Below are 26228 nucleotides of genomic sequence, written 5' to 3'. Positions count from 1 at the left end.
GTCAGCTTTTTATATCTGTTTTTGATTACGTCAATAATTTTTGATGTAGATTTTGTATTGAAGAAAAATGCTTTGCAATCAGATGTCCGTACGGATCATTCTGCATTGATCGACGCGACGGCGATGCGCACACATAACCCTGCGCCATCGCGCCGGGTCGATGCCGATACGATCAGGATCAGTTGCTGAACGTGGTGTCAGGCCGCGTTCTGTCCGAAGCAGATCACCGGCTTTATGGTGTTGCCGTTGACGCTGTCCCGCACAGCGTCGTTGATCTGCTCCGGCGTGTAAAATCGCAGCATCCGGTCAAACGGGAAGCGGCCGGACATATGAAGATCAAGGATGCGCGGGATCAGCAGATGGGCCGCACCGCCGCCTTCGATCACTCCGCAGATGGTCTTGCAACCGGCCAGCAAATTGAACATGTCCAGGCTTAATTCGGGCTGGGCCGCCGCGACCAACGCCAGGGCGCCGCATTGCCGCAGCGCCAGCAAAGCATTTTGGACAACCGCTTCACGTCCGGTCGTGTCGACGGCGAAATCGGTGCCGTCAGGAACGATACGGCGGACGGCGCTCACAACATCGCCCTCGCCGCCATTTACCGTATGAGTCGCTCCCAGTTCCCGCGCCAGAGAAAGACGGGAAGCAACGACATCGATGGCGATGATCGAGCTTGCGCCAGCGACCCGGGCGGCCATCACGGCGCTTAATCCCACTGCGCCCGCGCCGTAGACCGCAAGACTGGAGCCTGGCCCGGCCTTCAGCGCATTCCAGACCGTTCCCGCCCCGGTCATTATTCCGCAGCCGAGCGGCCCCAACGACCTGATCGGCGCATCCGGCCGGACTTTTACAATATTACGCTGATTTGCAATGGCATAAGTGGCGAAAGACGATTGCCCGAAAAACCGGTCATGGAGCACGTCACCGCAAGAACCATGCAAAGCATGGCTGCCGTCCGGTCGTGCGCCACCGAAGCACAGCCCTCCCAGCTGGACACAAGCCGAAGGCACCCCGGTTCGGCATTCGCGGCATTCGCCGCAGCTCAAATACGTCAGGACCACGGGATCGCCGACGGCAAGGCCGGTAACACTATCCCCGATAGCTGCGACATAGCCCGCGCCTTCATGACCCAAGACCGCTGGCAAGGGCGAGGGCATTTCGCCATCACGAACCGCGATGTCCGTGTGGCACAGCCCGGTGGCCTCGATCCTGACAAGAACCTCGTCCGGGCGCAGCGCACCCAGATGGACCTCCTCAAGCGTGAACGGTCCCCTCCGTTCCCGCACCACGGCCGCGGATATCCTGTTTGGAATGTCTCCTTTCGGACGCACCGTCTGCTCCGCCGTGGTCATAATTGTTCTCCCGCGTCATATTGATGACCTTGGCCTGGGTATATTCCTTCAGACCGTCCAGCCCGAACTCCGCACCAATGCCGGACTGCTTGGCGCCGCGAAACGGAACGTCGAACTGCAGATCCAGGTGCTTGTTGATCCACACCGTGCCCGCATCCAATCGCAGCGCCACGTCGTAAGCTCGATTGAGATCCATCCCCCATACGGAGGCTCCCAAGCCGAACTCGCAATTGTTGGCGCGCTTGATTGCATCCTCGACATCTCGGAAGCACAGCACCGGCAAAACAGGCCCGAATTGCTCTTCCCGCACGATCCGCGCATCATCGGCAATGTCGCGCACGATGGTCGGCTCGATGAAATAGCCGGGGCGATCGAGCGCCGCGCCGCCAGCGACGATCGAGCCGGCGGTCCGGCAATCCTCAATCAACTCTTTGACCCGATCGAATTGCGCCTTGTTCTGCAACGGCCCCAGTTGCACGCCCGGCGTCAGCCCGTCGCCGACCACGGCGGCACTGGCCAGGCTGACTAGCTCATCGCATAGCTCGTCATAAAGAGCTTCATGGACATAAGCGCGCTTGATGGCGACGCAGACCTGGCCGGAATTAATCATCGCATTCCTGAAAAGCTGCGCCGCCACGGCCTTGACCGGCGCATCCTCCAGGACAATTGCGGCGTCATTGCCGCCGAGTTCCAGCGTCAGCCGCTTCAGTGACGGCGCAGCGCTTTCCATTACTCGCCGCCCGGTCGGCGTCGAACCGGTGAAGGCCACCTTTGCTATGTCGGCATGCCTGGTCAGCAGGTTTCCCAGATCATTGTTGTCCACCACCGTATTAACCACGCCCGGCGGCAACAATTCAGCGCACAGTTCACCAAACAGCAAAGTGGTAAGCGGCGTCGTGGGCGCTGGCTTGGCTATCACGCAATTGCCAGCGACCAGCGCGGGTCCGAGCTTCGCCATCAGGAGGAGCAGAGGAAAGTTCCAAGGAGTGATGGCCGCGACGACGCCGAGCGGCGCGCGTTGCTGGACGACCCGCATCTTGTCGTCTTCCCGGAGCGTTTCCACGTCGAGCGTCATACCTGCGAAAGTCCGCAGGATCGCGACGGATTGGGCAATCTCCACGTCCGCCAGAAACAGCGGTTTGCCCTGCTCGCGCATCATCAGCCGAGCAAATTCAGCCCGCCGCGTTTCGAGCGCACCCGCCAATGCCATAACCCGTGAGGAACGCTCCGGCGCCGGCAGACGCGACCAGGCCCCGAAAGCCTCTTTCGCCCCGCGCACAGCAGCATTCAGCAAGCGCTCGTCAGAACGCGGGCACTGGGCCACGACCGTCCCATCGGCGGGATTGAGCACATCCATCTCTGATGCGCCCTCAACCAGGGCACCATCGATCAAGAGTTTGAACGCGCTCATTCAACCATCTCCCAAAACCTGCTCGCGCTTGGCGCCAGTACTCATCGGCGTCGCGATTCCAGCCACTTCCAAAACGAAGGGGCGAGTCGCGAAATTATTCTGCATGGGTAAGAGATTGAATTTTAATTGTCCATATGGACAATAACGTCAATGGAGCCTTTGCCCTCGCGACTTCGAGTCATTCGCTGGTGAAGAACAGCTTCATGCAAAGCGCAACGTGTCGATCGATGAACTTGGGATCCAGCGTTCGCTGGCCCATCACCAGGTCCGCTTCAGGAGATTGCATGAAAATGCGCGTGGCAGCGCCGATAAACAGATAATGCAGATGGAGAGCGTCGCCTTCCACGAACGCCTCCCTGGCCTGCGCTTTCCGGATCAAGCCAGCGATCATATCAAAATAGGACTTCAGATATTCCTGCACCATTTTATCAAGCTGGGGGCTGGCCTCGCTCGCGGCATAAGTCATCAACTTATGCAGATGGAGGTCTGAGGCGCTGTAGCGCACGAATTCTTCAAGAAGAAGGCGAAGCTGGATGATTTCGTCCACCCCGCGCAATCCTTCCAGCCTTTCCGACTGGCGCAGGACGAAGGAGCGGACGGTGCGATCCATGACCGCCTGCCACAAGCCCTCCTTGCCGTCGAAATGGTAAGTCACCAGCGTGTGCCGCACCCCGGCATTCTCTGCCACCGCGCGCGTGGACGTCCCTTCAAACCCGCGTGCGGCGAACTCTTCCGTGGCCGCTTCAATGATCCGCTCGCGGGTATCGATCGCACGCTGTTGCTCCTTGCGCGATCGCGTGCGTTCGCGGCGAAGGCCCACCGGTTTTTTCGTACCGCGTAGCTTTTTTTCTTCAGGCTCAGCGTCCATCTGACTACCCTCCATGCATTCGTCCTTCCGCGTCTGATGAACTGGGCTTCCTGTTGTAAGCGCCGCCACTGGCGACGTAAAACGATGTCCAGGCGCTTCGCAAGCAGCGGGATGGCGCTTTCCGCGACAGATTTCTGGCGAAGAAATGCAAAGCTGATCTTTCCAAACAAATTTGTCAAAATTTTGTTTGTATATTTTCCAATTGGAACATATTTGAAGATCAAACCATCCTTGGCTCGATACCGCAATCACGTCCAATGAGAGGTGCATCGTTTCGCCAAGGCCAATTACCAGGGAGGGGAGGAAGCCAGTGCCTAAACCTGATGCCTATGTCGTAGGCGTTTATGAGCATCCTACCAGACGCGCAGATGGGCTGACGCGGGCACGCTTGCATGCCGACGTCGCTCATGGGGCGCTGGCGGACGCCGGCCTATCAATCCGCGACGTCGATGGTTATTTCTGCGCAGCGGACGCCCCGGGCGTAAGCGTGCTGGCGATGGCGGAATACCTGGGCCTTACCAATCTGCGCTATGCCGACAGCACGGAGACAGGCGGCTCTTCGTATCTGTTGCACGTCCAGCACGCCGTCGATGCGATCCGCGCGGGGCGCTGCAACGTCGCCCTTATCACCATGGCTGACAATCAGCTGGCAGAGCGTCGCCCGTTTGGCTTGACGGGACCTGATATCGCCTCTTCACCCGACGCGGCGTTTGCCGGTTTCGTTCCGGGACCGCTCTACGCCATGGTCGCCGCGCGTCACATGTACGAATATGGCACTACCAGCGAGCAACTCGCCTGGATAAAGGTGGCGGCCTCCCATCATGCCCAGCACAACCCACATGCGCTGCTGCGCGAGGTTGTAACCGTCGAAGATGTCCTCGCTTCGCCCTTCGTCGCCGATCCGCTGCATCGCCTCGACTGCTGCGTCATGACGGACGGAGGCGGCGCCATCGTGATCGCGCGGGAGGAGATTGCCCGTTCAATCGACCGTCCGCTGGTCCGCGTTCGCGGCGCGGGAAGCGCGATTGGCCATTCCAATGGCGGCAAGATCGACCTCACTCGGACTGCCGGAGTCCATTCCGCGGCGTTTGCTTTCGAGGAGGCCGGGGTCGCGCGCAGCGACATCCAATATGCCTCGCTTTATGACAGCTTCACCATAACCGTGCTGGTGCAAATCGAGGACATCGGCTTTTGCGAGAGGGGCCGAGGCGGCGCCTTCGTCGCGGACGGCAACCTGATTTCAGGCGTAGGGCGCCTGCCGTTCAACACGGACGGCGGCGGTTTATGCAGCAATCATCCCGGCAATCGCGGCGGCATGACGAAGCTGTTGGAAGCAGCCCGCCAAGCGCGGGGCACGGCACATCCGGCGGTGCAGGTGCCCAATTGCGACCTTGCCCTCGCTCACGGCACCGGAGGCGTGATCGCCGGCCACCATGGCTCATCCACCATCATTCTCGAACGGATCTGATATGACACCTGTATCCGACGTCGAAGAGCTGAAGGCGTATCAGAACGCATTGGCCCAAGGCCGCCTTCTCGTGCGCCGATGCAACGCCTGTGGCGAGCATCACCATTATCCACGCAGCTATTGCCCTTTCTGCGGCAGCAGCGACACCGGCTGGACCGAAGCCATCGGGACCGGCGAAATCTATTCGCTCACCGTCTGGCGGCGGAAGGATCAGCTGACCGTGCCTGCATTCGTGACGTTGCCCGAAGGCCCGTCGGTACTGGCGATTATCGCCGGGGCCGATCCGCAGGGCTTGAAAATTGGCGGCCGTGTTCGCCTGGCTGCTGTGCAGGAAAATGGCGCCCTGCCCACCTTCACGCCCGTCACATGAACCTTATCGGCGCGGACAATATGATGACGATCGAAAGCTCCCCCTCTCTGGCACATGATTACGCTGCGGCCGCGGAACGGCGCGTTTATGACATAGATGATGTCGACATGACGGCCGCACCTGCAGACCTTGGCCACATCTGCGTAGTCGGTGGGGGACAGATGGGCAGCGGCATCGCCACGGCCCTGCTGGAAAACGGCGTGCGCGTGACTCTGATGGAGACTTCTGACGACAGGATCGAAGGGGCCGCGGCACGCATCAGGGCCAACTGGAGCAACCGTGTAAAGCGTGGTGAATTAACGGAAAGCGACATCGACGAGCGCATGGGCCGCTTCGCCGGGGTAACGGATCTGGAACGAGCCGCACCGGCGCAACTCTTCATCGAGGCGGCGTGGGAAAGCATGGCGCTCAAAAAGGAAATATTCGGCCGCCTTTGCCAAGTCGCGCCGCCCGGCGCAGTGCTGGCGACTAACACCTCCTCCCTTGATATCAATTTGATCGCCGAAACCACCGATCGGCCGCAGGATGTCATCGGGCTACATTTCTTCAGCCCCGCGCACGTGATGCGATTGCTCGAAGTGGTGCGCGGCGAAAGGACGTCAGACCGTTGCATCGTCACCGCATTGGCTTTGGCGCGGCTGCTGAAAAAGGTTCCGGTCGTGGTGGGCGTTTGCTTCGGCTTCGTCGGCAATCGCATTTTCGCCGCGCGCGACCAGCAGACCTCGCGTATGCTTCTGGAAGGCGCGAGCCCACAACAGATTGACGACGCCATGCAGCATTTCGGTTTCCCCATGGGGCCCTTTGCGCTGCAGGATATGGCTGGTGGGATCGAACTGACCTGGCGGCTGCGACAGCAAACCGGTGATGTCGACGAAATCGGCGACGCCCTTTACGAGGCCGGCCGCCTGGGGCAACGAACGGGCAGGGGCTATTATCGCTATGAGCCAGGCAACCGATCACCCCTTCCCGACCCGGAGGTGGACGCGATCATCGCCGGGCTCCGCCAGAAGTACGGGATCGTACCGCGATCCGTCGAAAGCGAGGAGATCATCGATCGGATGATCCTGCCCATGATAAATGAGGCCGCAAAGATACTGGACGAAGGCATCGCCCAGCGCGCCTCCGACATCGATGTCGTGTGGAACACCGGCTATGGTTTTCCCCTCGACAAAGGAGGCATAACATATCACGCCGATACGATCGGCCTGCCAATGATCCTCAAACGGCTGCGCAGACTTCAGGCCGAGCACGGAGACCACTTCGCTCCTGCACCGATGATCGAACGAATGGTTGCCGAGGGACAGCCACTTTCGGAGTCAAAGCGAAGTTAAAACGAGTTAGATGAGCCCTCGCGTGTTTTGCATGGCGCGCTTGCCGAATGTTGATAGCGGAGCGGGTTGCCTGCCGGGGCGGCTCGGTTATTGCCCCGCAAGCTCCGGATTCGCCGTGCGGGAGTTCAGCGCTCGCCCTCTTTCCTCAGGCGCGGCGCAGTTTTGCTCGCAAATTGGTCAAGGCGCGCCTGCGACTCCGCCCCGAAGGTGTAGTGCGCCGCCATCTGTTCCAGCATGAAGCCATCATCGTGGCTTAAATCTGCCATGCGCGGCAGAATATTGCATATCGTCCAGTTGGACAGAGCCACGTTTTCGGTGATCGTTCGCGCGAGCGCTTTCGCCTTTTCCAACGCCTCGCCCGGTTCCACCAGATATTGGCAGAGATTCTGCACGTGCGCTTCGTCCGCCAGCAGGACCCGCCGCGTCAGCATCATGTCCGCCATACGGGCATAGCCAAGCAGCCTCTGGATGCGAACAGATCCTCCGCCGCCCACGAAAATGCCGCGCATCGCTTCGGGCAAAGCGAAATAGGCGGTGCGGTCAGCCACACGGATCTGCGCCGATGCGGCAAGCTCGAGGCCGTAGCCGATGACCGCCCCCTGCAGCGCCGCGACGAAGGGAATAGCCCCGCGGCTGATCGCATCAAAGCCTTGATGGCCCTCGTGCCGCAAGCGTTTCTGATCGTCCGTGATCCCATTGCGGCGCTGTGCACCGATCGCCACCAGATCCAGCCCGGCGGAAAAATGCTCGCCGTGGCCGAAGATCACACCGGCCTTTGCCTCTTGTCCGGCGCGCTCGGCCGCAAGGATGATCTGATTGGCAGTTTCGGCGCTCAGCGCGTTACGCTTCTCCGGTCGGTTAATGCCGATCAGCGCAATTTCACCATCGAGTTGATATGTCACCAGCGTTTTCGTCACGCGATTTTCCTACGTTTCCAGCGGGGCGACGGCTCCGGCCGCCCCCCGCGTATGCTTGATTACTTGGGTGCGGTGACGATCAGCGCATCGAGCGCAAGCGCCCCCTGCCCTACCGGCAAGGCCAGCAAAGGGTTGATGTCGATCTCGACGATCTCGGGCCTGTCCGCCATAAGTCTGCCGACTGCGGCCACCACTTGGGCGACGGCGGCGACGTCCGGCGCGGGCGCGCCGCGGAAGCTCTCCAGCAACTTTGCCGACTTGAGCTGACGAAGTTCCGCTTCTATCTCAGCAGGCGGAAGGTCGACCGGTAGTAATCGGACGTCTTTCAGCGCTTCCACCATGACCCCCCCCAGTCCAACCAGCAGCACCGACCCCCATTGCGGATCGCGCTTTGCACCAACCACGAGTTCCAGGCCCTTAGGCGCCATGACTTCCACCAGAACACCGTCCAGATGCGTACCAGGTTTCGCCTTTTCCACACGGGCGAGAAGTTCGCGATAAGCCGCCCTCAATGCGTCCTCATCCTTTAGGTTCAGGATGACGCCGCCAATCTCCGTCTTGTGAGCCAACTCGGCAGCCTGCACCTTGATGACAACGGGATAGCCGATCCGGCCCGCGATGACGGCTGCTTCGTCCTCGTCCCTCGCCAGATCTCCGGCGGGACGGGCGACGCCGAGCGCTTGCAATATCTCCTTGCCGACCCATTCCGGTTGCGGTCCCGGTCTCATGGGCGGCAAGGCATCATCTGGCAAAGGAACGAAATCGGCACGGGCTCGCTTCAGCGCGCGGCCGTAGCGCGTGATCGCAGCGACAGTTCGCAGTGCACGTTCCGGCGAACGCGAGAGCACGATCCTGCGATCTCGGGCCAGTGCTTCGAAGTCTTTAGGTAAAGACATGCCTTCGCCCAGCGTGCTGAGCAGGACTGGCTTTCCTGATCCCTCCACCACGTCCGCGAACGGCCCCAACCACTTCACCGCATCCGGTCCAATCGCCGGGACCGCCACTGCAACGGAGCCGATTGCGGGATCTGCCGTCAGGACGCGCAGTGCGTCCGCAGTCAGGGGAATATCCGATACCACTTGCGTTGTCAGGTCCAGGGGATTCTTGGGCGGCGTGAATTCCGGCAGACGCGGCGTTAATAGAGCGGTGCTTTCGGCCGACAAAGGCGGAAGATCGATCCCCAGCCCCTCAAAAGTGTCATGCGCAATCGCGCAGAAGGCGCCGGAGGTGGTCATCACCGCCGGAGCAAGCGTCGGCGCCTCTGGATAGCGCACGAGTATTTCGGAACAATCGATCCACTCTTCCAGGGTATCGACCACCAGAACGCCGGCCCGGCCCGCCAGCACCGCCATGGTCGCATAATCACCCGCCATGGCGCCGGTATGCGAAGCGGCGGCCTGCTGCGCCATGGCGCCGCGACCGGTGTGATACAGGACAAGCTTCTTGTTCGCCGCCCGGGCGAGCGCTGCTGCTTCGAGAAACTCCGCAGGCCGGCGGATATGTTCGGCATAAAGGGCGATCACGCTGACCGATGGGTCATCCGCCATGAAGGCGATGTAGTCCGACAATCCAAGGCCAGCTTCATTGCCGCTTGAAATACGGTAAGCCACGGGCAGGTTGCGGGCCTCAAAAGCCCAGGTCGCATGCCCCATCAGCGCGCCACTCTGCGCGATGATCGCCACTGTCGGCAAACGATCCGCTGCCGGCGCTTTCGCGGGGGGAACGGGCACGAAGCCCACGTCGATCCGATCGATATAATTGGTGAAGCCAAGACAATTGGGGCCCACAACGCCCAGGCCCGCTTCTTCCGCCCTACGCGTGAGCGCCACTTGCGCCTGCCGAGCCTCCTCGCCTGCTTCGGCAAAGCCCGAGGCGAAGACCACGGCAGCGCCCACACCGCGCCGGATGCAACCTTCGATCGCATCCTGCACGCCAACGGCGGGCAATGTCAGCACCGCGAGGTCAACGCCGGCGGGAAGACTATCGACATCTTCGATCACGACCCGCCCGCCGACTTCACCTCCGCTCCGGCCGACGAGATAGACCTCGCCCGGAAATTCGTTTTGATCGAGCAGGCCAACGACGGTCTGCCCCGGCGAACCGGGGCGGGTCGAAACGCCGACAATGGCGATGGACTTCGGGCGGAGCAGGCGCTCCACCAGGTCCTTGCGCAAGCCGGGTTTGGCGGTCCTGACGGCGGTTGTTGGGGTGCTGGTCACTGGCGCCTCTCCTCTTAATCCGAACGGACTAGATACCAAAATGGTGATCCATTCGGACTGCTAAATCTTACTATCTTGTCCATGTGAATAATTTTCATTAGGCTCGCGATGGAGCGGGCGTCAAGCCCCCAATCGACATCCACGCACGGCACGAATTACCTTATACAAAGCCGCGCGTCCTCGGGAGAAGAAGCATGACTATGCCTGCCAACAACAAGCCGATTCCCAAGACGGTTCTCATATTCGGGGCCGCAGGCCGCATCGGCGGCCCGCTTGCGTCTTATCTGACGCAAGCCGCGCCATCCGTCCACCTGCGGCTTGTCAGCCGGAGCGAAGCGCGGGTCGACGCGTTGAAATCAGCATATCCGACAGCGGACGTGGTCTGCGCCGACTATTTCGATCCGGCCAGCCTGAACAAGGCGGTCCAAGGCATGGAAGGCGTGTTCGTCCTCACCCCGGGCGGAACCAGCGAAGCTCCCGCCATGACCAATCTGGTGCATGCTCTAAAGCAGGCGGACAGCCTGATCCATTTGATCCGCCAGATTGGCATTCAACCGGAAGCCAATCCCCACCGCATTCCGCAATCGTTGCGCGAACCCCGGCTCAGCCTTCCGGTTCAGCATCCGATCGCCAAAAAGATCCTGGACGACAGCGGATTGCCGGTCACTTACCTGAACTGCGGCGCCACATTCATGGACAATTTCATCTATTTCGGCCTTTCCAAGTCCTTGCGGAACGAGCATCGGCTGGTATGGCCGGAACGCCTTATTCCCTGGATCGATCCGCGCGAAGTCGGCGAAGTCGCAGGCCGCCTGTTTCTGTCGGACAATCACCGGCACATCGGACAGCTTCACACCCTGAACAATGGTCAGGACATCATGCGGTTCGGCGAGGTGGCCCAATTGATGAGCGAAGTCTGGGGCATCCCTATCACGCACGACAGTTCGAAGGAGAGCTTCCTTTCAACTTATGCGCACATCGGGCCTCGATTGGAAGAACTCTGGGATTTCTTTCAATACGAACAGGACAACGAGGTCGTCTGGGCACGCAACGACTTTGTAGAGCGCATCCTGGGCCGCAAGCCAAAAACCGTACGCGAATGGTTGATCGAGCATCGCGCGGCGATCATGGGCGCACCCGAACTGGCGGCATCCTAAAAATATTGGTGCGGGCCGCAACCTCAGTTGGCTGCGGCCCACAATGCCAGAAACCTACCAGGAGATAGGCAGGTCGATGAAGCCACGAACCATGATATGGCGAACCCTGCGGGCATTGCTTACATCAAGCTCGTAGTCCTGGAATGCAGGCAAAAGCACTTGCAGCATTTCGCGCAGCATGGCCCTGGCGACCTGCGCCCCGGCGCATACGTGAGGCCCCATTCCAAATCCGAAATGGCGTACGCGCTTGCGGCCTATATCGAAACGATCTGGCTGCTCGATCGCCCGTTCATCTCGGTTGGCGGAGGCGTAAAGAAGGACGGCGCGCGAACCCGCGGGAAGCGTGCGGCCGCCGATCTCCACGTCCGCCATGATCTGGCGTGCGAACGATTGCGTGGAGGTATCCCAACGCACCCCTTCGTCAACCGCTGCCAAAATCAGCAAGGGATCATCGATCACACGGCGGCGCTGGTCAGGGTGCAGCCACAAGGCATGCATCAGGTTCGGAAAGAAATGGCCGATGGAAGCATTCCCCGCGGCCAGCACGGTGGACAGGTTGCCCAGGATCTCATCGTCAGTCAAATCGGCGCCGTTTCCGCGTGCCTCCAACAGCACCGAAAAAAGATCCTCGCCTTTCTCCACGGTCCGCTTGGCCAGTTGCTCTTGTAGGAAGGCGAAGATCGCCTGCCACCCCTCTGGCGACAATACCGCGCCCAACATCCCATCGTCGTAATGAAACAACTCCGCCGTCAGCTCGGTGGCCTTGGTCGCGCCGGCTTCGTCAAGCCCCAGGAGAAGCGCCAGGCCGCCAAACAGGACAGGTCTGCCGATATCGGCGACCAGATCGCATTCCCGGCGACCGGCAACGGCGGCCAGCCGGGCCTTGGTGCTTTCTCGGATGATCGGCAATATCGCATCAATGCGGGACGGCGCGAGGCTGCGCTGGATCACACGGCGCAGTTCATCATGGCGCGGCGGGTCCAGCGATCCGAGCGTCTTGCCTACGCGCAAGGGCGAATCCTTGGGGGCATTGCCGCCCGCAGACGAAAAGATCTCGTAATCAGTCGTCGCGCGCTCGATGTCGGCATAGCGGCTGATAAACCATAACCCGCTATCTTCGTCCCGATAAGCGGGTGCCTCGTCCCTTAGTTGGCGATAAAAAGGATAGGGATCTTCAATAAATTCCGGATCCTCAGGATCAAAGTAAAAACCAGGCATCCCAATCTCCATATATATTTATTTTGCCGCGACATTGGCGGCGAGACATTGTCATTGGTCTTGACGGCGAGTCTGCAGGCTGTGGTAATTTGCGGCCCGCCGTGCTTCGTCCAGGCGCATCCCACGGCGCACGGCGGCGCGGATGCGTTCCTCCGCCTCCTCTATCTCTTGCGCCACGGCCAGCACTTCGCGCACCCGGTCCGCCGGGATCGACACCACGCCGTCCGCATCCCCCACCAGCCAATCGCCAGGCGCCACCCGCACGCCGGCGATCTGGATCGGAACATTGTAAGCGTCGGCGGTCGTCCTGTCCTTGCCCGTCCGCATGGTGTTGGCCCGTGCGAAGACCGGATAGGAAAGTTCGACGCAGCGATCGCTGTCACGGCAGACGCCGTCAATCACCGTGCCCGCAATCCCCTTGGAATGAGCGACAAAGGTCAAAATATCGCCCCAGACGGTCTGATCGAGGATACCATCGTTATCGATCACCACGACCGCCCCAGCGGGCACATCGTCGATATAGTCGCCTACCACACCTCCGGTCAGCCCCACCGGCAGCATGCGGATCGTGAAGGCCGGACCGGCAAAGCGCATGTCACGCACGACCGGCATGATCCCCACGGCCTGCCCGTCAATACCAAGCCGGTCGAGAGCATCCGACAACGCAGTGACACCCATCTTGTTGAGGCCGTCAGCAAGTTTCTCGTCAACCATCCGCTCTCTCCGGTCCCTTCAGCATGTCTTCGTAATTCGCTCCCATCACCTCGCCGATGGGCACGCCGTCATCGATGTCGCGCGCCATCAGGCTTTCCCGTGCAAGGATGTCGCCGGCCACGGCAATCACATCGTCCAGCCGACTTGCCGGAATGAAAACCACGCCGCTGCCGTCCGCGACCAGCCAATCTCCTGGCATCACGGCAATGCCTGCAATGGTGACCGGGCAGTTGAAATCATGTTCGGCCACACGGCCGCGTGCCGTCACGGGAACGGCTGCCCGCGCAAAGATCGGCAGCCCAAGGTCCCGGCTCTCATCGATATCCCGGCAAGCGCCGTCTACGATCACCGCCGAGACCCCTTGCTTGACTGCGCCCCGGCTGAGCAATCCGCCCCAGCCGGACACATCAGCGCGGCCCCGGTGCTCAACGACGATGATGTCTCCCCTTTCGGCCGCCATCACGGCGCCAGCACCAAGGTGCCTTTTGGGCAACCCCTCCATCGGCGCGCCCAGCTTGACGGTGACAGCGCGTCCGGCGATCCGCCTGCCCGGCAGGGTAAGCGGCATAAGGCCGCAAACCGCGCCGCCAAGACCCAGTTTGTCCAGCGCGTCGGAAATAGTGCAGCTATCGAACCGCAGCAGCTTTTCGATGGTCGCCGCATCAGCCATGGTCAGCCACCATGGCGATTGCATCGCACTGCACCAGCATGTTCGCCGGAAGGTGCTCGTAAGTGAGGGTGTGCCGCGCCGGGCGAGAGGTCGGATCGGGAAAGACCCGCAGCCACTCTTCGTTAACCAGCGGACGGGCCTCCGGCGTTTTCACATAGACCGTCAGGCGCACCACGTCGTCGAATCCGGCGCCCGCTTCCGCCAGGATGCGCTCCAGCTGCATGAACATCAGCGGAACCTGCTCCGCGACGCTGTCAGGCAACCGGCCGGTGGACGGATCCAGACCATAGACGCCGCCAGTGACGATCAACCCACCCTTGCGGCTGGCGGCCGGTATCGGCTGTCCGGCATGATTGAAACCCTCGATCTCGATGCTGCGCCTTGCGATTGACACTGTTTTCTCCATCATTGTGCGCCCCAGCAAGCAAAGGCGACGCCGATGCCGGTGCCGGCCGGCGTGCGCCGAATGGGTTCGTATTCGCTCCAAGAAAGCGGCAAGTGATCCAGCGCGCCCGCCGCCATGATCCAGTTCAGAATCTCGGAAGATCCGGAGTTCAGCGCTTCCGGGCCTATACTTGTAAGCTTGCCGCTCTGCCCCTGCCGCAAACCATCCAGGACCTGGCGATCGAGCTGTTCGTCCACCACGAAATGGCTAAGACCGCCGGACGCAACCACCGCGACACGGGCATCCGAAGGGCTTTCCTCGATCGCCGCCCGGATCGCGCCGCCGACCTCGAAGGCACGGGACGAGGTCATGACATTGGGCGGAAAATAGGTATTGAGCAGGATCGGCAACATCGGAATAGGCCGGTCACGGAACAGCCGTTCAGCGATGAAGCCGAATGCGTGGCCGAACCCGGCCCGCTCGGGATCGTCGATCCGCGCAGCTGCGCCGATATCGACATGACGGCGCACCAATCCCGCAATGACATCCAGCGCAAGCTCCGGCGCGCCCGGAATGCGATGCACCCGGTCCATGAGATAGCCCTTGGCCATCTCGTTCATCCAAGCAGGCTTGTCGTCCCGCCCCCACACGTCGTTGGTCGCGATTTCCTCGCCGTAGTAGACGGAGATCATCGGGGTGTTCGAAAGGGGAAATAGCTCTCCCTGGTCATCGCCGATCACCAGCACGATATCGGGCGCGGCAGCGGCAAGCGCATCGCCGAGCCGGTCAAGCCCGGCCTGACAACGCACCGCCGCCTCCTGGAACTGTTCAGGCGTCGCGATAGTCCCATATGGCGCGCCTGTTTCCTCGGCGAGCTGGGCGTAAGTGACGAAACGACCATCGGACAAGTTGAGCTGCTCGTTCGCATAGTCGACCTGCGCCCGGTGCTGCCACTCGGGCCAGTTAAGTGTCAGCAGCGGGCTATGTGACGCCCCGAGGCCAAAAACGATGCGCGCCATGGTCAGCCCGGCAGTCCTTTGAAGAGGCGGCGTGCGTTGCCTTCGAAGATCTTGCGGCGATCGCTTTCGGTCAGGAAAGCCATGCTTTCGATGTCAGGCTTCATGTCGTCGAAGGACCGGCCGGTGCTGGGATTGATCTGCGAGCCGCTGCCCAGCCGTTCCGTGCCGAAGCATACATTGTCGCATCCAACGACCTTTATCAGCAGCTCAACCGATTCCGGCGCGTGCAGGCAAGTATCGAAGTGAAAAGCTTGCAAGGCGTCGTCGAAAGAACCGGCGGCTTCGTGAAGTTTGCCCTGAATGCTGCCCTTGCCAAGATCAGGAAAGGCGCCACGCTCTGCGCGCCAGCGGCCGATCTGATAGGGCACCGAACCACCACCATGCGCAACGATGACCTTAAGGTCGGGATAGCGTTGCATAACCCCCGCCTTGAGCATCGACAGCAAGGCAATCGAATGTTCGGTGATGAAATGGTTGGCGTAAGTTTCCCGGCCGTTGCAGCATGATGCGGCGTGGATCAGTGCGGGCACGTCGTACTCGCACATCTTCTCATAAAGCGGATACCAATAGGGATCCCCCATTGGCGGCACATTGCCGGTGCCCTCGGACGGGTCCGGGTTAATCAGGATTGAATTGAAACCCAATTCCCTGATGCACCGCTCCATTTCCGGAAAGACGCGAGTGATCGGCTCATCGGGCACTTGCGGCAGGCCAGCCATGCCCTTGAACCGGCCGGGCGCAAGCCGCACCTGCTGAGCGATCGCGTTATTGGTCCAGCGCGTCCATACGTCCACCAGCCGAGCACCGCGCGAATGAAGCATCGTAAACGGGCGGGGCGAGATCATCTGGAAATTAGTCCCGACCAGGTCGAGCGCCTTGAACAGAACCTCAAGATGTTCGCGAAAACGGTCGTCCGTGATCTGAGGCTCCATTCCGCTGTAGTGACCGTCGCTACCAACGAGATTGAGACCCATGGCGTTCAGTTCCGGCGGGGCCCAAAGGTGCGCGTGGATATCGATAATCATCGTCAATTTTTCCAGCTGTTACAGGTTGTAGACATCAAGGGTCAGCGCACCGGCGCGGACCTTTTCGAGGATGGATTCTTCCTTGCGATCCCGCTCGCGCCCGGCGGCAAGAACGCGATCGCCCTCCTCGGCCGGCAGGATCAGAACACCGTCAGCATCACCGACGACCAAATCACCTGTACGAACGGCCACGCCGCCGACGCGGATCGTTTCCCCCACCGCGCCATCACTGGCGGGGTCTTTGCCGGTGCCCTGGATGCAAACGCGCCCGGCGAAAGTCGGCAGACCCAGAGCAATCAGCGCCAAACTGTCACGCACCCCCCCGGTGATGACGAGACCCGCAATCCCGCGAGCGATCGCCGCGGTGGCCATGATCTCTCCCCAATAACCAAACTCGTCGCCCGGACCGCAATCGATAACCAGCACGTCGCCGGTCTTCGCTTCAGCTAGGGCGCGGTGAATCCAGAGATTATCCCCCGCCGGGCACCGCACCGGCAGCGCCGGCCCCAGCAGGCGCATGGCAGGGTCGATGGGCTTGAGATGAGAGGGCAGCGCCCCTCGGCGTCCTGCAGCCTCATGCAAGGTTGCGGTCGACGGTGCGCTTGCAAGTGTACAATCCAGCGTCTCGCCAATGGCCACCAGCCGAACCTCCCCTTCGTGACATCCCGACAATCTGTCTCAATGGAGTATACTTTACAGATTTATTTTCCAAATGGAAAATAATTTTGAGCGCCTATCGGGGGATTTTTGGTTGAGTGGGCTGCTCACGGAGGAAGGTCCCCCGCACGGGGGGAGCGCCGCCCGCGCATTTGGACGACGACAATAGGCCAGGCTTAGGAAAGCGCCGAATGCCCTGCGAAAAGGCTGGCCTACAGCGGGATCAAACGCCTCAGCTTAGAGGCGCCTCGCCCCGCCAAGCGCATCAACTGCGTTCAGGAAGCAGCGCTATCCTCGGCGAGAAGGCGCAATTCGCGCTTGAGGATTTTGCCGCTGGCGTTCTTGGGAAGCGCGTCCACGAATATGATCCGCTTCGGCGCCTTGAAGCCGGCAAGGCGCTGTGAACAATGCAGCGCAATCGCCTCTTCCGTGCAATCCGCCCCTTCGCGCTTTACGATAAACGCCGCCACAGCCTCTATCCATTTGGGATGGGGCAGTCCGATCACCGCCACCTCGGACACGAAGGGGTGCTGATATATTGCCTCTTCGACCTCGCGCGAGGAGACGTTCTCTCCGCCGGACTTTATCATGTCCTTCTTGCGGTCAACGACGGTGATATAACCCTGGGCATCCCTTACGGCGAGATCGCCGCTATGGAACCAACCGCCAGCGAACGCTTCCGCCGTGCGCTCCTCATCTTTCCAATAGCCAGTCAGCAGCTGGGGAGAGCGGTGAACGATTTCGCCGATTTCACCCACGCCTACGTCCTGCATTGCATCGTCCACAACGCGAGTTTCGACATGCAGGGTGGGCCGCCCTGCCGATCCCACCCGCTCCGCATGCTCCTCAGGAAAAAGGATCGTGGCAACCGGCGCGATCTCTGTCTGCCCGTAGAGATTCCAGAGGCGCAGCCGCGGCAAGCGCCGCTGCATCTCCATCAGCACTTCAACCGGCATGATCGAAGCGCCATAATAGCCCTTTTCGAGGTGCGACAGATCGTGCTGGTCGAACAGCGGCGAGCGCAGCAACGATATCCAGATTGTAGGCGGCCCAAAAAAAGAGGTGACGCGATGGCCCGCCAGCAGCGGGATGATGTTTTCAGCGGTCGGTTCTGCAGTGACAATGTTGGTTGCGCCCACTTGCAGTGCCGGCCCCACCATCGCATCGAGCTGCGCGCAATGGAACAGCGGCAAGCTATGCAGGGCAACCGTGTCACGCGTCCACTCGCAGTCAATGACGCAGCTTTGATACTCCCACAGGACGGCGCCATGAGTCAGCATCGCACCTTTGGGGCGGGATTCGGTGCCGCTGGTATAGATAATCTGTGCAAGATCGGCCTCGTCCGCGATTTCCCCAGGCGGTGGCGCATCGACTAGCAACGCTCTCCAATCGACGATCGCAGCATCTTGGGGTGCTGGCGCCTTTTCGCCGGGGATCCCGTAAATCGCCTCAATCACATCCGACGCGGCCTGCAATCCCGTTTCAGCGGTCGTTGGATCGACGAAAAGAACTCGTGCACCGGAGTGCTCGAGAATATAGCGCGCTTCCTCCGCCTTCAGCATAAAATTCACCGGGACCAAGACGGCCCCCGCGCGCGCCGCTGCGAAGCGGACAGCTAGAAAAGCGTGGCTGTTACGCGCCAGGACTGCGATGCGATCACCCTTTCCCAAACCCGTTTGGACAAGGCCGGCGGCCAGGCGATCGACGATCCCGTCAAATTCGGAATAGCTCCATTCCACATCACCGCAAATCAGCGCAGTCTTTTCTCCATGACGAGCGGCGGAGCGACGGAGCAGGAGGGAAAGCGACTGGCGACGCGGTTCAGAAGTTAACATGGCCCAAAGCCCTCTCCTTATTGTTTTTCGTCTGGACCTGCGGTCGCATACAGCCCTCAACTGCCCGCGCTGGACGGAAAATCGTCCTTTGCAGAAATCCGATCCGGATATAGCTAGTCCGAGACCCGACGCCCCTAATACCATATCCGCGATGGTCGATTGTTGGTAAAACTGCCGTTTTTGTCAAGATGGACAAAATAAGCCAGCAAGCCGATGCATCTGGCCTCTTGAAGCGCTCAGGCCGCGTCAGGCATGGCCATCATGGCCGAAACAGCGATATCATCCAGCTCCTTTCGACTTGCCCCGTCCCGCGCCTGCAACGAAATCGCCTGCAGCACTGCCCAGTAGAAGGTGGCAAGCCGTTCGACGTCAGTCGAAGATGGTAAGTCGCCCTCGCGCACGCCCCGGTGCAGGCGTTCTCGAAACTGGTGGCACGCCTCCCGCCGCCGCTGCCGCAGCAAATCGGTCAGCGCCTGACTGCTTGGCGTAGCATTTATCATGCTCATCACCATCATGCAGCCGCCCGGACCGGGTGCGGACAGGGCAAGCTCAATGCTATAGTCAAGCAACGACTGGATGCTTTGGCGCGTATCGATACCACTCTTGAGAGCGCCGCTCCAAGCGGCACCCAACTTGCGCTGATATAGCGCCAGCGCCTCTCGAAAGGCGGTTTCCTTGCAGCCGAAAGCAGCATAGAAACTGGGCGGATTGATCCCCATCGCCGTCGTGAGGTCGATCAGCTGGGCGCTTTCGTATCCTTTTTCCCAGAACACTTCCATCGCCCGCTCCAGCGCGATGTCACGGTCGAAATTGCGTGGTCTTCCCCTGGGCATTCTGTCGGGTCGCCTCAATCACGTGGCCGGCATTAAAAATATTTGACTAGCCTTCCATCTCTGCAGAAGATTAATGTAGTCATTCTGACAAAATTGCAATGCAATGAGTCGTCATCTCCGGTGCGCGGTCAAGCGGCGCGCCGATAACTGGCAGGGAGAGCTTATGAGTGGAAATGCACAAGACGTAGTGATCGGCTTCTGCGAGGCGTGGGATCGAAGCGATATCGACGCGATCCTGGGCTATTTGGCGCCCGACGTCGTTTATCAGAACGTACCCGCGCCGGTGATGCACGGCAGGGATGAGGCGGCCCAGTTTCTCGTGCCGTTGCTGAAAAAGGCATCGAAAATCGAGTTCAAACTCTTGAGCATCGCCGTATCGGCTTCGGGCGATCAGGTCCTGACCGAGCGGCTTGACCGCCTGCACTTTGCCACCGGCGTCGTCGACATTCCGCTTATGGGCATTTTCGTGGTTCGCAACGGTCAGATCAGCGAATGGCGTGACTATGCGGACAACGGGCCGGTCGTGGCCCAGTTCGTCGAAGCCAAGATCGATCTCTCAAAACTGGACTGACATCGAGCAGCCCGAACGCTTCACCGCTTCCAATTCAAAACGCGGTTCCGGCCGCCAGTGGAGATATTACCATGACAGTCTCGCTCCATGACCTTAGCGTAAATTCCTACTTGCAGATCTATGAAGGCATCATCGGCTGCCTGGACAAGGGCTTGGGATATTGCCGGGAGAACGGCATCAACCCGGATGATATCAGCAATGCCCGGCTTTTCCCCGACATGAACTCATTCGATTTCCAGGTACAGGCCGTTACCCATCATTCGGTCGGCGCGCTCAATGCCGTCAAGAACGGCACCTACATACCGCAGCCCCAAGTTCCAGCCGTCGGTTACGAAGGACTGCAGAAAATGTTGCTGGACGCCAGAGAGACGCTTCGGGGAATAAGCGCTGCGGAAATCAACGGGCACGAGGGCGGGGAAGTGGTGTTCCGTTATGGCGACATCGCCATTCCGTTCACCACGGAAAACTTCCTGCTCTCCTTTTCATTGCCCAACTTCTATTTCCACGCGGCCACCGCTTACGATATCCTTCGTCTGAAGGGCGTGCCGGTGGGCAAGATCGACTTTCTGGGCCAGATGCGCATCAAGGGTTGATAACGGCGCCACCCGATCGAGGGACAGCAAATGGTCTGGCCGGCGTAACTTCGGATACGCCGGCCAGACCGAACTTGCCCTTACTCGTCAGCGGCGGCGTTCTCGATAACGAGAGAACCGCCATCCACGACGATCGTCTGACCGGTAACAAAGGCCGCCTGGTCCGACGCCAAGTAAAGCATGGCGTAGGCGATCTCTTCGGGCGTGCCGAGCCGCTTCAGCGGGATCGCCGCTGCCATCTGCTCTTGCTGCTCGGCATCGGCCAATACGTCCATGGCGTCTGTCCGGATGAGACCCGGTTCCACGCCGTTCACCGTGATACGGTCACGCGCAAACTCCATGGCCGCGCCACGAATGAAACCGTTGAGGCCCGCTTTCGAGGCGCCGTAATGGACGAGACCGGCCATAGCCACGCGCGGTCCGGTCACTGAAGAAGTGAACAGCAGGCGCGGCGATGGCGCGGCGCGCAGCAGCGGGACCGCAGCCTTGGCCAGCCAGAACGCCGCCTTCAGGTTGACGTTCAACGTCTCCTCAAGGTCTTCCTCGGAAATTTCCTCGATGGAAACGATCGGGAATACGCCGGCGTTGTGAACCACCACGTCGATCCGGCCAAAGGTCTTCGCGACTTCGTTCACCAGCGAAATGGCTTCGTCCCGCTTGGCAAGATCCACGGTGACCAACTTCGCCTTGCCGCCCGCCTCGTTAATCAAGCGGACCGTCTCCTCGCCCGGTGCGGTCGTGCGTGTAGCCACAATCACCTGGGCGCCGGCCTTGGCGAAAACCTGGGCAATTGCGCGGCCGATGCCGCGGCCGGCGCCGGTTACGATGGCGACCCGGCCATCCAGGCGAAACGGTGCGGTCTCTGTTTGAGCCATCATGCTTCCTCTCAATGAAATGGAAGTTCGAAGAGGCGAACCTCCGGTACTGCGATAGTCTATTGCGTCTTGGAGCCGTCCGGCCCTTGCACTCGCCTCTGCTAACGTTTCGCGCCGAGATACTCTTCCGCCTGGCGGCAAGCCATTTCGATCAATAAGGGAGTCAGCTCTTTCGCGGTTTCTACTTCCGGCCGAGTATGGACCCACCCCAGATACGTGGTGCTGCGCAGGAACAGGAACAGCGGCAAAAGGGACGGATCGGCCTTGCCCGGTCGCTGCTGCTCATATCCCGCGAACAAGGCGCTGCGAATGGCCGGATAGTGCGGATGGTCTTGAAGGAAGAACAACGCAGTCGCCAGTTCGAACATGTGCCATCCAAAACCTGCGTCGTCGAAATCGATCAGGGCCAGGTTGGAGTTATCGGCGAACACGTTCTCCGGCACGAAATCCGCGTGGATTATGCTGTAGATGTCGGACCCGGTGCCGATGCGGTCGAGATCCGCCGCCGCCGCCTCCCGCGCACGCTGCAACAAAGCGATCTGGCTGGATGAAAGCGCCGGCAGTTCCCAAAAGCGGCCCCAGAACGGCTCTGGCCCTAACAGCCCGTCCTTATCCCAGGCGTGACGGGTGAAGCCTTCGGGCAATGGCCATGCCTGCGCCTGATCGTGCACTTTGGCCGCAAGCACTCCGATATGGTGATAAATCTGCGCCAACCCTTCCGGGTCGTCCGTCGGCATGTCCTCGATGGCGCCTATCGGAGCCCCCGGAACCCAGCCCAGAACGTCAATCTGTCGAGGCTCGGGCACAAGCGGATGGGAAACATGAACGAAGCTTGCGCCATTGCTCGCGGCAATCACGGCGGGCACGACCAGGCCGGCCTCATGCAGCGCCTGCATCCATTGCAGTTCCGACAGCAGTTCCGCGTCGCTATGATAAGCGTGACGATGAATCCGCAGAACCGCGCGACGGCCCGCATCATCGCTGATCGCGAAAACCGCATTCTCACGGTGTTTGATAAGACTGGGCTCGCCCCAGTTTTCACCCCAATGCGGCAGGGCGGCCCTGGCCAGCTGTCCCAGCCGGTCCGCCTGCTCTTCGACTGAAACAGCATAGAAATCCCCGGCGCTCATGCCTGCCCCCCCGCCTTGGTCAATACTTTGTCAAGCGTCGATACCAGAAGGTCAGCATGTTCTTGCTGGAATGTAATCGGCGGCCGCATTTTCAGGACATTATCGCCCGGACCGACCCGGCTTATAAGCACCCCCTCGTCCTTCATCATGTTGACAACGCGTTTAGTGTAGGCCGCATCGGGCTTGCGGGACTGGCGATCCTCAACCAGCTCCAGCCCGAAAAAGAGACCGCGCCCGCGGACAGCCGCGACTTTTTCGTGCCTGACCATCAATTCTCGCAAGCGTTCCTGCACATATTTGCCCTGAACACGGGCATTTTCGATCAGTCCCTGGTTCTCGATCACGTCAAGCACGGCGTTGCCAACCGCGGCTGACACCGGGTTGCCGCCGAACGTGTTGAAATAGAGCGAATCCTCAGCAAACCGGTTGATGATCTCCTCGCTCGTGACCATACCGGCCAGAGGATGGCCGTTGCCCATAGGTTTGCCCATGGTCACGAAATCGGGGATCGTGCCGTGCAGGCTGTATCCCCACATGCCCTCGCCAGTGCGGCCGAAACCCGGCTGCACCTCGTCAGCGATATAGAAGCCGCCGGCGTCGCGAACCGCAGCCGCTGCCAACGCGACGAAGTTGCCGGGAACTGCGGGGAGACCCTCGGTGGAAAAAAGCGTGTCGAACAGTAGGGCGGAAACCCCGAAACCGGCCGTCTGCAGCGACCGCACGGCTTCTTCGACATGCCGCGCATAAGCTTGGCCGACCGCCTCGGGATCTTCGCCTTCATGCATATGCATGTCCGGGATCGCAACCGCCCTGACGTGCGGCGCCAAAGCCTCCGGCGCAGGCAACCCCGTCGTGGCCTGCGCCAAGGTCAATGAATTGCCATGATAGGAAAAGTCGCTGACGATGATGCCGGTATGACCGGAAAGGTGCCGCGCGATGCGCAGCGCCAGCTCGTTCGCCTCGGTCCCCGTGCAGGTCAGGATCGCCGTCGACAGCGGATCATCAAACAGGGCCGTCAGCCTTTCGGCATAACGGACCATTTCCTCATGCAGATAACGGGTGTGAATGTTTATCTCACGCGCCTGCCGACATAAAGCATCGACCACGTGGGGGTGACAATGCCCCACCTGTGGAACGTTATTATAGACATCGAGGTAGCGTCGGCCTTCGGCATCGATCAGCCAAACGTCCTCTCCGCGCACGATCTCCAAGGGCTCATCGTAAAACAGCAGCGTATTGCGCCCCGTCACGCGTCGGCGACGTTCCAGCAGATTCGAAATCATAGCCCTTATACCTTCGCTGGTCTCGTGTGAGAGGCTGATCCACATAACCGGACCGAGAACTGTTCCCGCTGAATGCCTTCCCCCGCAATCCAGCCGATCCAACTCCTCCGCAACGCGCGGGCCCGACTGCAGCGCCACTCCCAGTTAAATAACCGTCCGATCGGTCAATTACAATCTATGGTGGAGCGTGAGCGATTGTCAAGCCACGCTCATTCCCTTGGTCGTCTGCCCTGCCCTGATTTCACTGGCGATCCGCCCCTCGATCATGCGCCTTCCCAGTGCCAGACCGTTGTCTGCAAGAATAAAGGCCATTTGGTCATTCCCACTATCGTTGATAGCTCTTTGCTGCGCCTCGATCATCCGCCGGTCTTCTTCGAAGCCTTCGGCGATGCGATCAGTCAGCTTATGGGTAAGCTCCTGATCCTTCGCATTGAAGCCATGAGCGTAAGTCCAGAAATAATGACTGCTCTGATCGTCTTCCGGCGTAATCGCCTGCACGGATCGAAACTGCATGGCTTCGGGTACGCGATGGCCATTCCGCGCTCCCGTGCCGGCAGGCGCGCTGCCAGAATCCATCGTGAGCACATTGCCGGGAATGTGCATCTCATAAATCTGCCAACGGTCCACGGGGCCGTCGAACGTATTGAAACCGCGCAGATAAGGCGCGATCTCCGGTTCATTCATATACCAGCGAGCGAACCGAACGGAATCACCGACGCGTTCGACCCGAGGGCGAGTTTGGGCAATCGTTGTCGACCCGCCGAGCGTTTTCTCATGCACGAACGCGAGATGTGAAAAATCAAGCAGATTATCAAGAATAAGGCGATAATCCGCATTGTAGTGAATGTAAGCAGGAATGCTGGCCCAGTCAGGATCATCCTGGAAACGACAGTCGGGAATCAATCCGGGATCCGCGAGAGTCGAATCGCCCATCCATATCCAGATCTGCTTGTATCGTTCCACGGTGGGATAGCTGCGCACGTCGGTATTGGGACTGACGCCGCTTCGACCTGGCTCCTCAACGCATTTTCCATCCGCGTCAAACATCAGGCCATGATACATGCACCGAATGCAGTCACCTTCGCGGCGTCCCAGCGAAAGCGGTGCGAACCTGTGGCTGCATCGATCGCGCAAGGCAGACATTCTTCCTGTCGCCGTGCGGAAGAACAGGATGTTTTCTCCGAGCAACCTTCGCGAAAGCATCTCCTCAGAAGCAAGCTCGTGCGACCAGGCGCCCACATACCAGGCGTTACGAATGAACATCTTGTCCTCTCCTTATTTTGCGCGGAGCATAGGCGTGCGACGCGTCAGCAGCGGTGTGAGATGCTCAAAACCTCTGGCCAATTTCTCAAAATGATGAAATCTTCGATCCGCTATGCGGCACGCCGAAATGTCCTTTTATTACATCTACGGAGAACACGCGCGCGAGGTTGATCCCAAGTTCGTCCATGTCGAACGCGTGAGCAGCCGGGGACGCTTTCACGAAGGCAGGGTGGAACCCCACAGCCACCCTCATCTGCATCAATTATCCTATTGGCTTTCGGGCGCCGGACGCTTTGACGCGGATGGCGAATGTCATACTCTGTCCGCCGGCACGCTGACCTGGATGCCGTCAGGCTTTGTGCATGGCTTCGATGTCGACGCGAACGCCGACGCCATCGTCATCAGCATGTCCCATGATTTCCTGTCCGACGTACTTGCACCTATGGGGTCCGCACCGATCCGATCCATTCAGCTTCGGTCGATCGTGCGGGCCGTGCCCTCGGATCTCCGTGACAGGCTGTATGAGAGCTTTCAGGATGTGGAACGCGAATATGGTTTTCCAGCCTGGGGGCAAAGCCATGCAATCGCCGCGCACGTGCGTCTGATAATGGTTGCATTGGCCAGACTGGCTCAAATCGATCAGGCCGTCGATCGGGAGCCGGCAGCGCCGGACGCGCTTTTCGCACGCTTTCTAGCCACGCTGGAACGGAACTTTCGGACACGACAGAGCGTGAAAAGCTATGCCTCGTCCCTTGGAACCACACCTTATCTGCTCAATATCGCATGTCGCGAAGGGGCGAGAATGCATGCATCGCAGGTTGCGCGTGGTCGCCTGTTGTTGGAGGCCAAACGGCTCTTGCTTTACACGAACATGACCGTGGCCGAGGTCGCCTTCTCGCTGGGATTTAATGATCCGGCGCATTTTGGGCGGACGTTTCGTTCGCAAACCGGGCTTTCGCCGGCGCATTGGCGCGAGCGGCAACGGCAGGAGATGGTCCGTCCGGCCAGCTGAAGGAACGGTTTTCCCGTTACGGCTTGCGCGCCGCCGCATTCTGCGTTCGCTT

25 protein-coding genes are annotated in these 26228 nt (G+C 60.2%); 7 read left to right on the top strand and 18 right to left on the bottom strand.

What is annotated here, in order from left to right:
* Positions 1-197 precede the first annotated feature (197 nt).
* The 3 genes from V7D69_RS00435 to V7D69_RS00425 all read right to left on the bottom strand — a co-directional run bounded on the left by V7D69_RS00435 (position 198) and on the right by V7D69_RS00425 (position 3901).
* Positions 198-1286, bottom strand: coding sequence for an NAD(P)-dependent alcohol dehydrogenase (locus V7D69_RS00435; protein ID WP_333604791.1), 1089 nt, complete (start codon positions 1284-1286; stop codon positions 198-200).
* Entirely contained in the window at positions 1255-2763 is a 1509-nt protein-coding gene (locus tag V7D69_RS00430; protein WP_324061125.1) for an aldehyde dehydrogenase family protein, read from the bottom strand. The genes V7D69_RS00435 and V7D69_RS00430 overlap by 32 nt, the downstream gene beginning before the upstream one ends.
* A 178-nt stretch (positions 2764-2941) precedes the next feature.
* Positions 2942-3901, bottom strand: coding sequence for a TetR/AcrR family transcriptional regulator (locus tag V7D69_RS00425; RefSeq protein ID WP_324061126.1), 960 nt, complete (start codon positions 3899-3901; stop codon positions 2942-2944).
* A gap of 40 nt (positions 3902-3941) precedes the next feature.
* Between V7D69_RS00425 and V7D69_RS00420 the strand changes: the two genes are divergently transcribed.
* Genes V7D69_RS00420 through V7D69_RS00410 form a run of 3 tightly spaced genes read left to right on the top strand, consistent with a single transcriptional unit; the run spans position 3942 to position 6800 of the window.
* Complete coding sequence (locus tag V7D69_RS00420) at positions 3942-5099, top strand: thiolase domain-containing protein (RefSeq protein WP_324061127.1); 1158 nt, start codon at positions 3942-3944, stop codon at positions 5097-5099.
* Position 5100: 1 nt separating this feature from the next.
* Positions 5101-5469, top strand: a complete 369-nt coding sequence (locus V7D69_RS00415; protein ID WP_324061128.1) for a Zn-ribbon domain-containing OB-fold protein — start codon at positions 5101-5103, stop codon at positions 5467-5469.
* The gene (locus V7D69_RS00410) at positions 5466-6800 is read left to right on the top strand and encodes a 3-hydroxyacyl-CoA dehydrogenase (RefSeq protein ID WP_333604790.1); all 1335 of its coding nucleotides are present in this window, start codon (positions 5466-5468) and stop codon (positions 6798-6800) included. Before V7D69_RS00415 ends, V7D69_RS00410 begins: the two co-directional genes overlap by 4 nt.
* A 125-nt stretch (positions 6801-6925) precedes the next feature.
* On the opposite strand, the gene V7D69_RS00405 is transcribed toward V7D69_RS00410, so the two are convergent.
* Positions 6926-7717 (bottom strand): crotonase/enoyl-CoA hydratase family protein, encoded by a 792-nt coding sequence (locus tag V7D69_RS00405; protein WP_324061130.1) that lies wholly within the window; start codon positions 7715-7717, stop codon positions 6926-6928.
* A gap of 59 nt (positions 7718-7776) precedes the next feature.
* Positions 7777-9936 carry an acetate--CoA ligase family protein gene (locus V7D69_RS00400; RefSeq protein ID WP_324061131.1) on the bottom strand — a complete coding sequence of 720 codons (2160 nt, stop codon included), beginning with the start codon at positions 9934-9936 and terminating at the stop codon, positions 7777-7779.
* Between the two features lie 194 nt (positions 9937-10130).
* Here V7D69_RS00400 and V7D69_RS00395 point away from each other — a divergent pair, with 194 nt between their 5' ends.
* On the top strand, positions 10131-11093 hold the full coding sequence (locus V7D69_RS00395) for an SDR family oxidoreductase (protein ID WP_324061132.1): 963 nt from the start codon (positions 10131-10133) through the stop codon (positions 11091-11093).
* A 54-nt stretch (positions 11094-11147) separates the two neighbouring features.
* Here the strand turns inward: V7D69_RS00395 and V7D69_RS00390 are convergent, their stop codons facing one another.
* The 9 genes from V7D69_RS00390 to V7D69_RS00350 form a co-directional block, all read right to left on the bottom strand.
* Complete coding sequence (locus tag V7D69_RS00390; protein ID WP_324061133.1) at positions 11148-12311, bottom strand: cytochrome P450; 1164 nt, start codon at positions 12309-12311, stop codon at positions 11148-11150.
* Positions 12312-12362: 51 nt separating this feature from the next.
* Positions 12363-13025 (bottom strand): RraA family protein, encoded by a 663-nt coding sequence (locus tag V7D69_RS00385; RefSeq protein WP_324061134.1) that lies wholly within the window; start codon positions 13023-13025, stop codon positions 12363-12365.
* Positions 13018-13695, bottom strand: coding sequence for an RraA family protein (locus tag V7D69_RS00380; RefSeq protein WP_333604789.1), 678 nt, complete (start codon positions 13693-13695; stop codon positions 13018-13020). The genes V7D69_RS00385 and V7D69_RS00380 overlap by 8 nt, the downstream gene beginning before the upstream one ends.
* Positions 13688-14089 (bottom strand): RidA family protein, encoded by a 402-nt coding sequence (locus V7D69_RS00375; RefSeq protein ID WP_333604788.1) that lies wholly within the window; start codon positions 14087-14089, stop codon positions 13688-13690. Before V7D69_RS00375 ends, V7D69_RS00380 begins: the two co-directional genes overlap by 8 nt.
* Positions 14090-14100: 11 nt before the next feature.
* Positions 14101-15099, bottom strand: coding sequence for an extradiol ring-cleavage dioxygenase (locus V7D69_RS00370; protein ID WP_324061476.1), 999 nt, complete (start codon positions 15097-15099; stop codon positions 14101-14103).
* A gap of 2 nt (positions 15100-15101) precedes the next feature.
* Complete coding sequence (locus V7D69_RS00365) at positions 15102-16124, bottom strand: amidohydrolase family protein (protein ID WP_333604787.1); 1023 nt, start codon at positions 16122-16124, stop codon at positions 15102-15104.
* An 18-nt stretch (positions 16125-16142) separates the two neighbouring features.
* On the bottom strand, positions 16143-16763 hold the full coding sequence (locus V7D69_RS00360) for an RraA family protein (RefSeq protein ID WP_333604786.1): 621 nt from the start codon (positions 16761-16763) through the stop codon (positions 16143-16145).
* Positions 16764-17056: 293 nt separating this feature from the next.
* Positions 17057-18616 carry an acyl-CoA synthetase gene (locus V7D69_RS00355; RefSeq protein ID WP_324064583.1) on the bottom strand — a complete coding sequence of 520 codons (1560 nt, stop codon included), beginning with the start codon at positions 18614-18616 and terminating at the stop codon, positions 17057-17059.
* 236 nt (positions 18617-18852) lie between these two features.
* Positions 18853-19449, bottom strand: a complete 597-nt coding sequence (locus V7D69_RS00350; RefSeq protein WP_324064582.1) for a TetR/AcrR family transcriptional regulator — start codon at positions 19447-19449, stop codon at positions 18853-18855.
* 163 nt (positions 19450-19612) lie between these two features.
* Here V7D69_RS00350 and V7D69_RS00345 point away from each other — a divergent pair, with 163 nt between their 5' ends.
* The gene (locus V7D69_RS00345; RefSeq protein ID WP_333604785.1) at positions 19613-20020 is read left to right on the top strand and encodes a limonene-1,2-epoxide hydrolase family protein; all 408 of its coding nucleotides are present in this window, start codon (positions 19613-19615) and stop codon (positions 20018-20020) included.
* 71 nt (positions 20021-20091) lie between these two features.
* The gene (locus V7D69_RS00340) at positions 20092-20613 is read left to right on the top strand and encodes a DUF1993 domain-containing protein (protein WP_324064580.1); all 522 of its coding nucleotides are present in this window, start codon (positions 20092-20094) and stop codon (positions 20611-20613) included.
* An 80-nt stretch (positions 20614-20693) separates the two neighbouring features.
* On the opposite strand, the gene V7D69_RS00335 is transcribed toward V7D69_RS00340, so the two are convergent.
* From V7D69_RS00335 to V7D69_RS00320, 4 genes are all read right to left on the bottom strand, one after another.
* Positions 20694-21491 (bottom strand): SDR family oxidoreductase, encoded by a 798-nt coding sequence (locus tag V7D69_RS00335; protein WP_333604784.1) that lies wholly within the window; start codon positions 21489-21491, stop codon positions 20694-20696.
* A gap of 98 nt (positions 21492-21589) precedes the next feature.
* On the bottom strand, positions 21590-22618 hold the full coding sequence (locus V7D69_RS00330) for a phosphotransferase enzyme family protein (protein ID WP_333604783.1): 1029 nt from the start codon (positions 22616-22618) through the stop codon (positions 21590-21592).
* Entirely contained in the window at positions 22615-23901 is a 1287-nt protein-coding gene (locus V7D69_RS00325; protein WP_333604782.1) for an aspartate aminotransferase family protein, read from the bottom strand. Before V7D69_RS00325 ends, V7D69_RS00330 begins: the two co-directional genes overlap by 4 nt.
* 198 nt (positions 23902-24099) lie before the next feature.
* The gene (locus V7D69_RS00320; RefSeq protein WP_324061941.1) at positions 24100-25164 is read right to left on the bottom strand and encodes an aromatic ring-hydroxylating dioxygenase subunit alpha; all 1065 of its coding nucleotides are present in this window, start codon (positions 25162-25164) and stop codon (positions 24100-24102) included.
* Between the two features lie 127 nt (positions 25165-25291).
* On the opposite strand from V7D69_RS00320, the gene V7D69_RS00315 reads away from it, so the two are divergent.
* Entirely contained in the window at positions 25292-26176 is an 885-nt protein-coding gene (locus tag V7D69_RS00315; RefSeq protein WP_333604781.1) for an AraC family transcriptional regulator, read from the top strand.
* Positions 26177-26228: the final 52 nt, after the last annotated feature.

Origin of the sequence: Novosphingobium sp., from assembly GCF_036733805.1 — a bacterium.
Lineage (GTDB): Bacteria > Pseudomonadota > Alphaproteobacteria > Sphingomonadales > Sphingomonadaceae > Novosphingobium.
Note: the sequence above shows the minus strand (reverse complement) of the source record. Positions and strands in the feature narration are given on the sequence as shown.

Excerpts from the sequence above, each read along its gene's own strand:
- V7D69_RS00430 (WP_324061125.1), bottom strand. The coding sequence starts at position 2,763 with ATGAGCGCGTTCAAACTCTTGATCGATGGTGCCCTGGTTGAGGGCGCA.
- V7D69_RS00425 (WP_324061126.1), bottom strand. The coding sequence starts at position 3,901 with ATGCACCTCTCATTGGACGTGATTGCGGTATCGAGCCAAGGATGGTTT.
- V7D69_RS00415 (WP_324061128.1), top strand. The coding sequence starts at position 5,101 with ATGACACCTGTATCCGACGTCGAAGAGCTGAAGGCGTATCAGAACGCA.
- V7D69_RS00410 (WP_333604790.1), top strand. The coding sequence starts at position 5,466 with ATGAACCTTATCGGCGCGGACAATATGATGACGATCGAAAGCTCCCCC.
- V7D69_RS00395 (WP_324061132.1), top strand. The coding sequence starts at position 10,131 with ATGACTATGCCTGCCAACAACAAGCCGATTCCCAAGACGGTTCTCATA.
- V7D69_RS00390 (WP_324061133.1), bottom strand. The coding sequence starts at position 12,311 with ATGCCTGGTTTTTACTTTGATCCTGAGGATCCGGAATTTATTGAAGAT.
- V7D69_RS00385 (WP_324061134.1), bottom strand. The coding sequence starts at position 13,025 with ATGGTTGACGAGAAACTTGCTGACGGCCTCAACAAGATGGGTGTCACT.
- V7D69_RS00380 (WP_333604789.1), bottom strand. The coding sequence starts at position 13,695 with ATGGCTGATGCGGCGACCATCGAAAAGCTGCTGCGGTTCGATAGCTGC.
- V7D69_RS00370 (WP_324061476.1), bottom strand. The coding sequence starts at position 15,099 with ATGGCGCGCATCGTTTTTGGCCTCGGGGCGTCACATAGCCCGCTGCTG.
- V7D69_RS00365 (WP_333604787.1), bottom strand. The coding sequence starts at position 16,124 with ATGATTATCGATATCCACGCGCACCTTTGGGCCCCGCCGGAACTGAAC.
- V7D69_RS00355 (WP_324064583.1), bottom strand. The coding sequence starts at position 18,616 with ATGTTAACTTCTGAACCGCGTCGCCAGTCGCTTTCCCTCCTGCTCCGT.
- V7D69_RS00350 (WP_324064582.1), bottom strand. The coding sequence starts at position 19,449 with ATGCCCAGGGGAAGACCACGCAATTTCGACCGTGACATCGCGCTGGAG.
- V7D69_RS00345 (WP_333604785.1), top strand. The coding sequence starts at position 19,613 with ATGAGTGGAAATGCACAAGACGTAGTGATCGGCTTCTGCGAGGCGTGG.
- V7D69_RS00340 (WP_324064580.1), top strand. The coding sequence starts at position 20,092 with ATGACAGTCTCGCTCCATGACCTTAGCGTAAATTCCTACTTGCAGATC.
- V7D69_RS00335 (WP_333604784.1), bottom strand. The coding sequence starts at position 21,491 with ATGATGGCTCAAACAGAGACCGCACCGTTTCGCCTGGATGGCCGGGTC.
- V7D69_RS00330 (WP_333604783.1), bottom strand. The coding sequence starts at position 22,618 with ATGAGCGCCGGGGATTTCTATGCTGTTTCAGTCGAAGAGCAGGCGGAC.
- V7D69_RS00325 (WP_333604782.1), bottom strand. The coding sequence starts at position 23,901 with ATGATTTCGAATCTGCTGGAACGTCGCCGACGCGTGACGGGGCGCAAT.
- V7D69_RS00320 (WP_324061941.1), bottom strand. The coding sequence starts at position 25,164 with ATGTTCATTCGTAACGCCTGGTATGTGGGCGCCTGGTCGCACGAGCTT.
- V7D69_RS00315 (WP_333604781.1), top strand. The coding sequence starts at position 25,292 with ATGTCCTTTTATTACATCTACGGAGAACACGCGCGCGAGGTTGATCCC.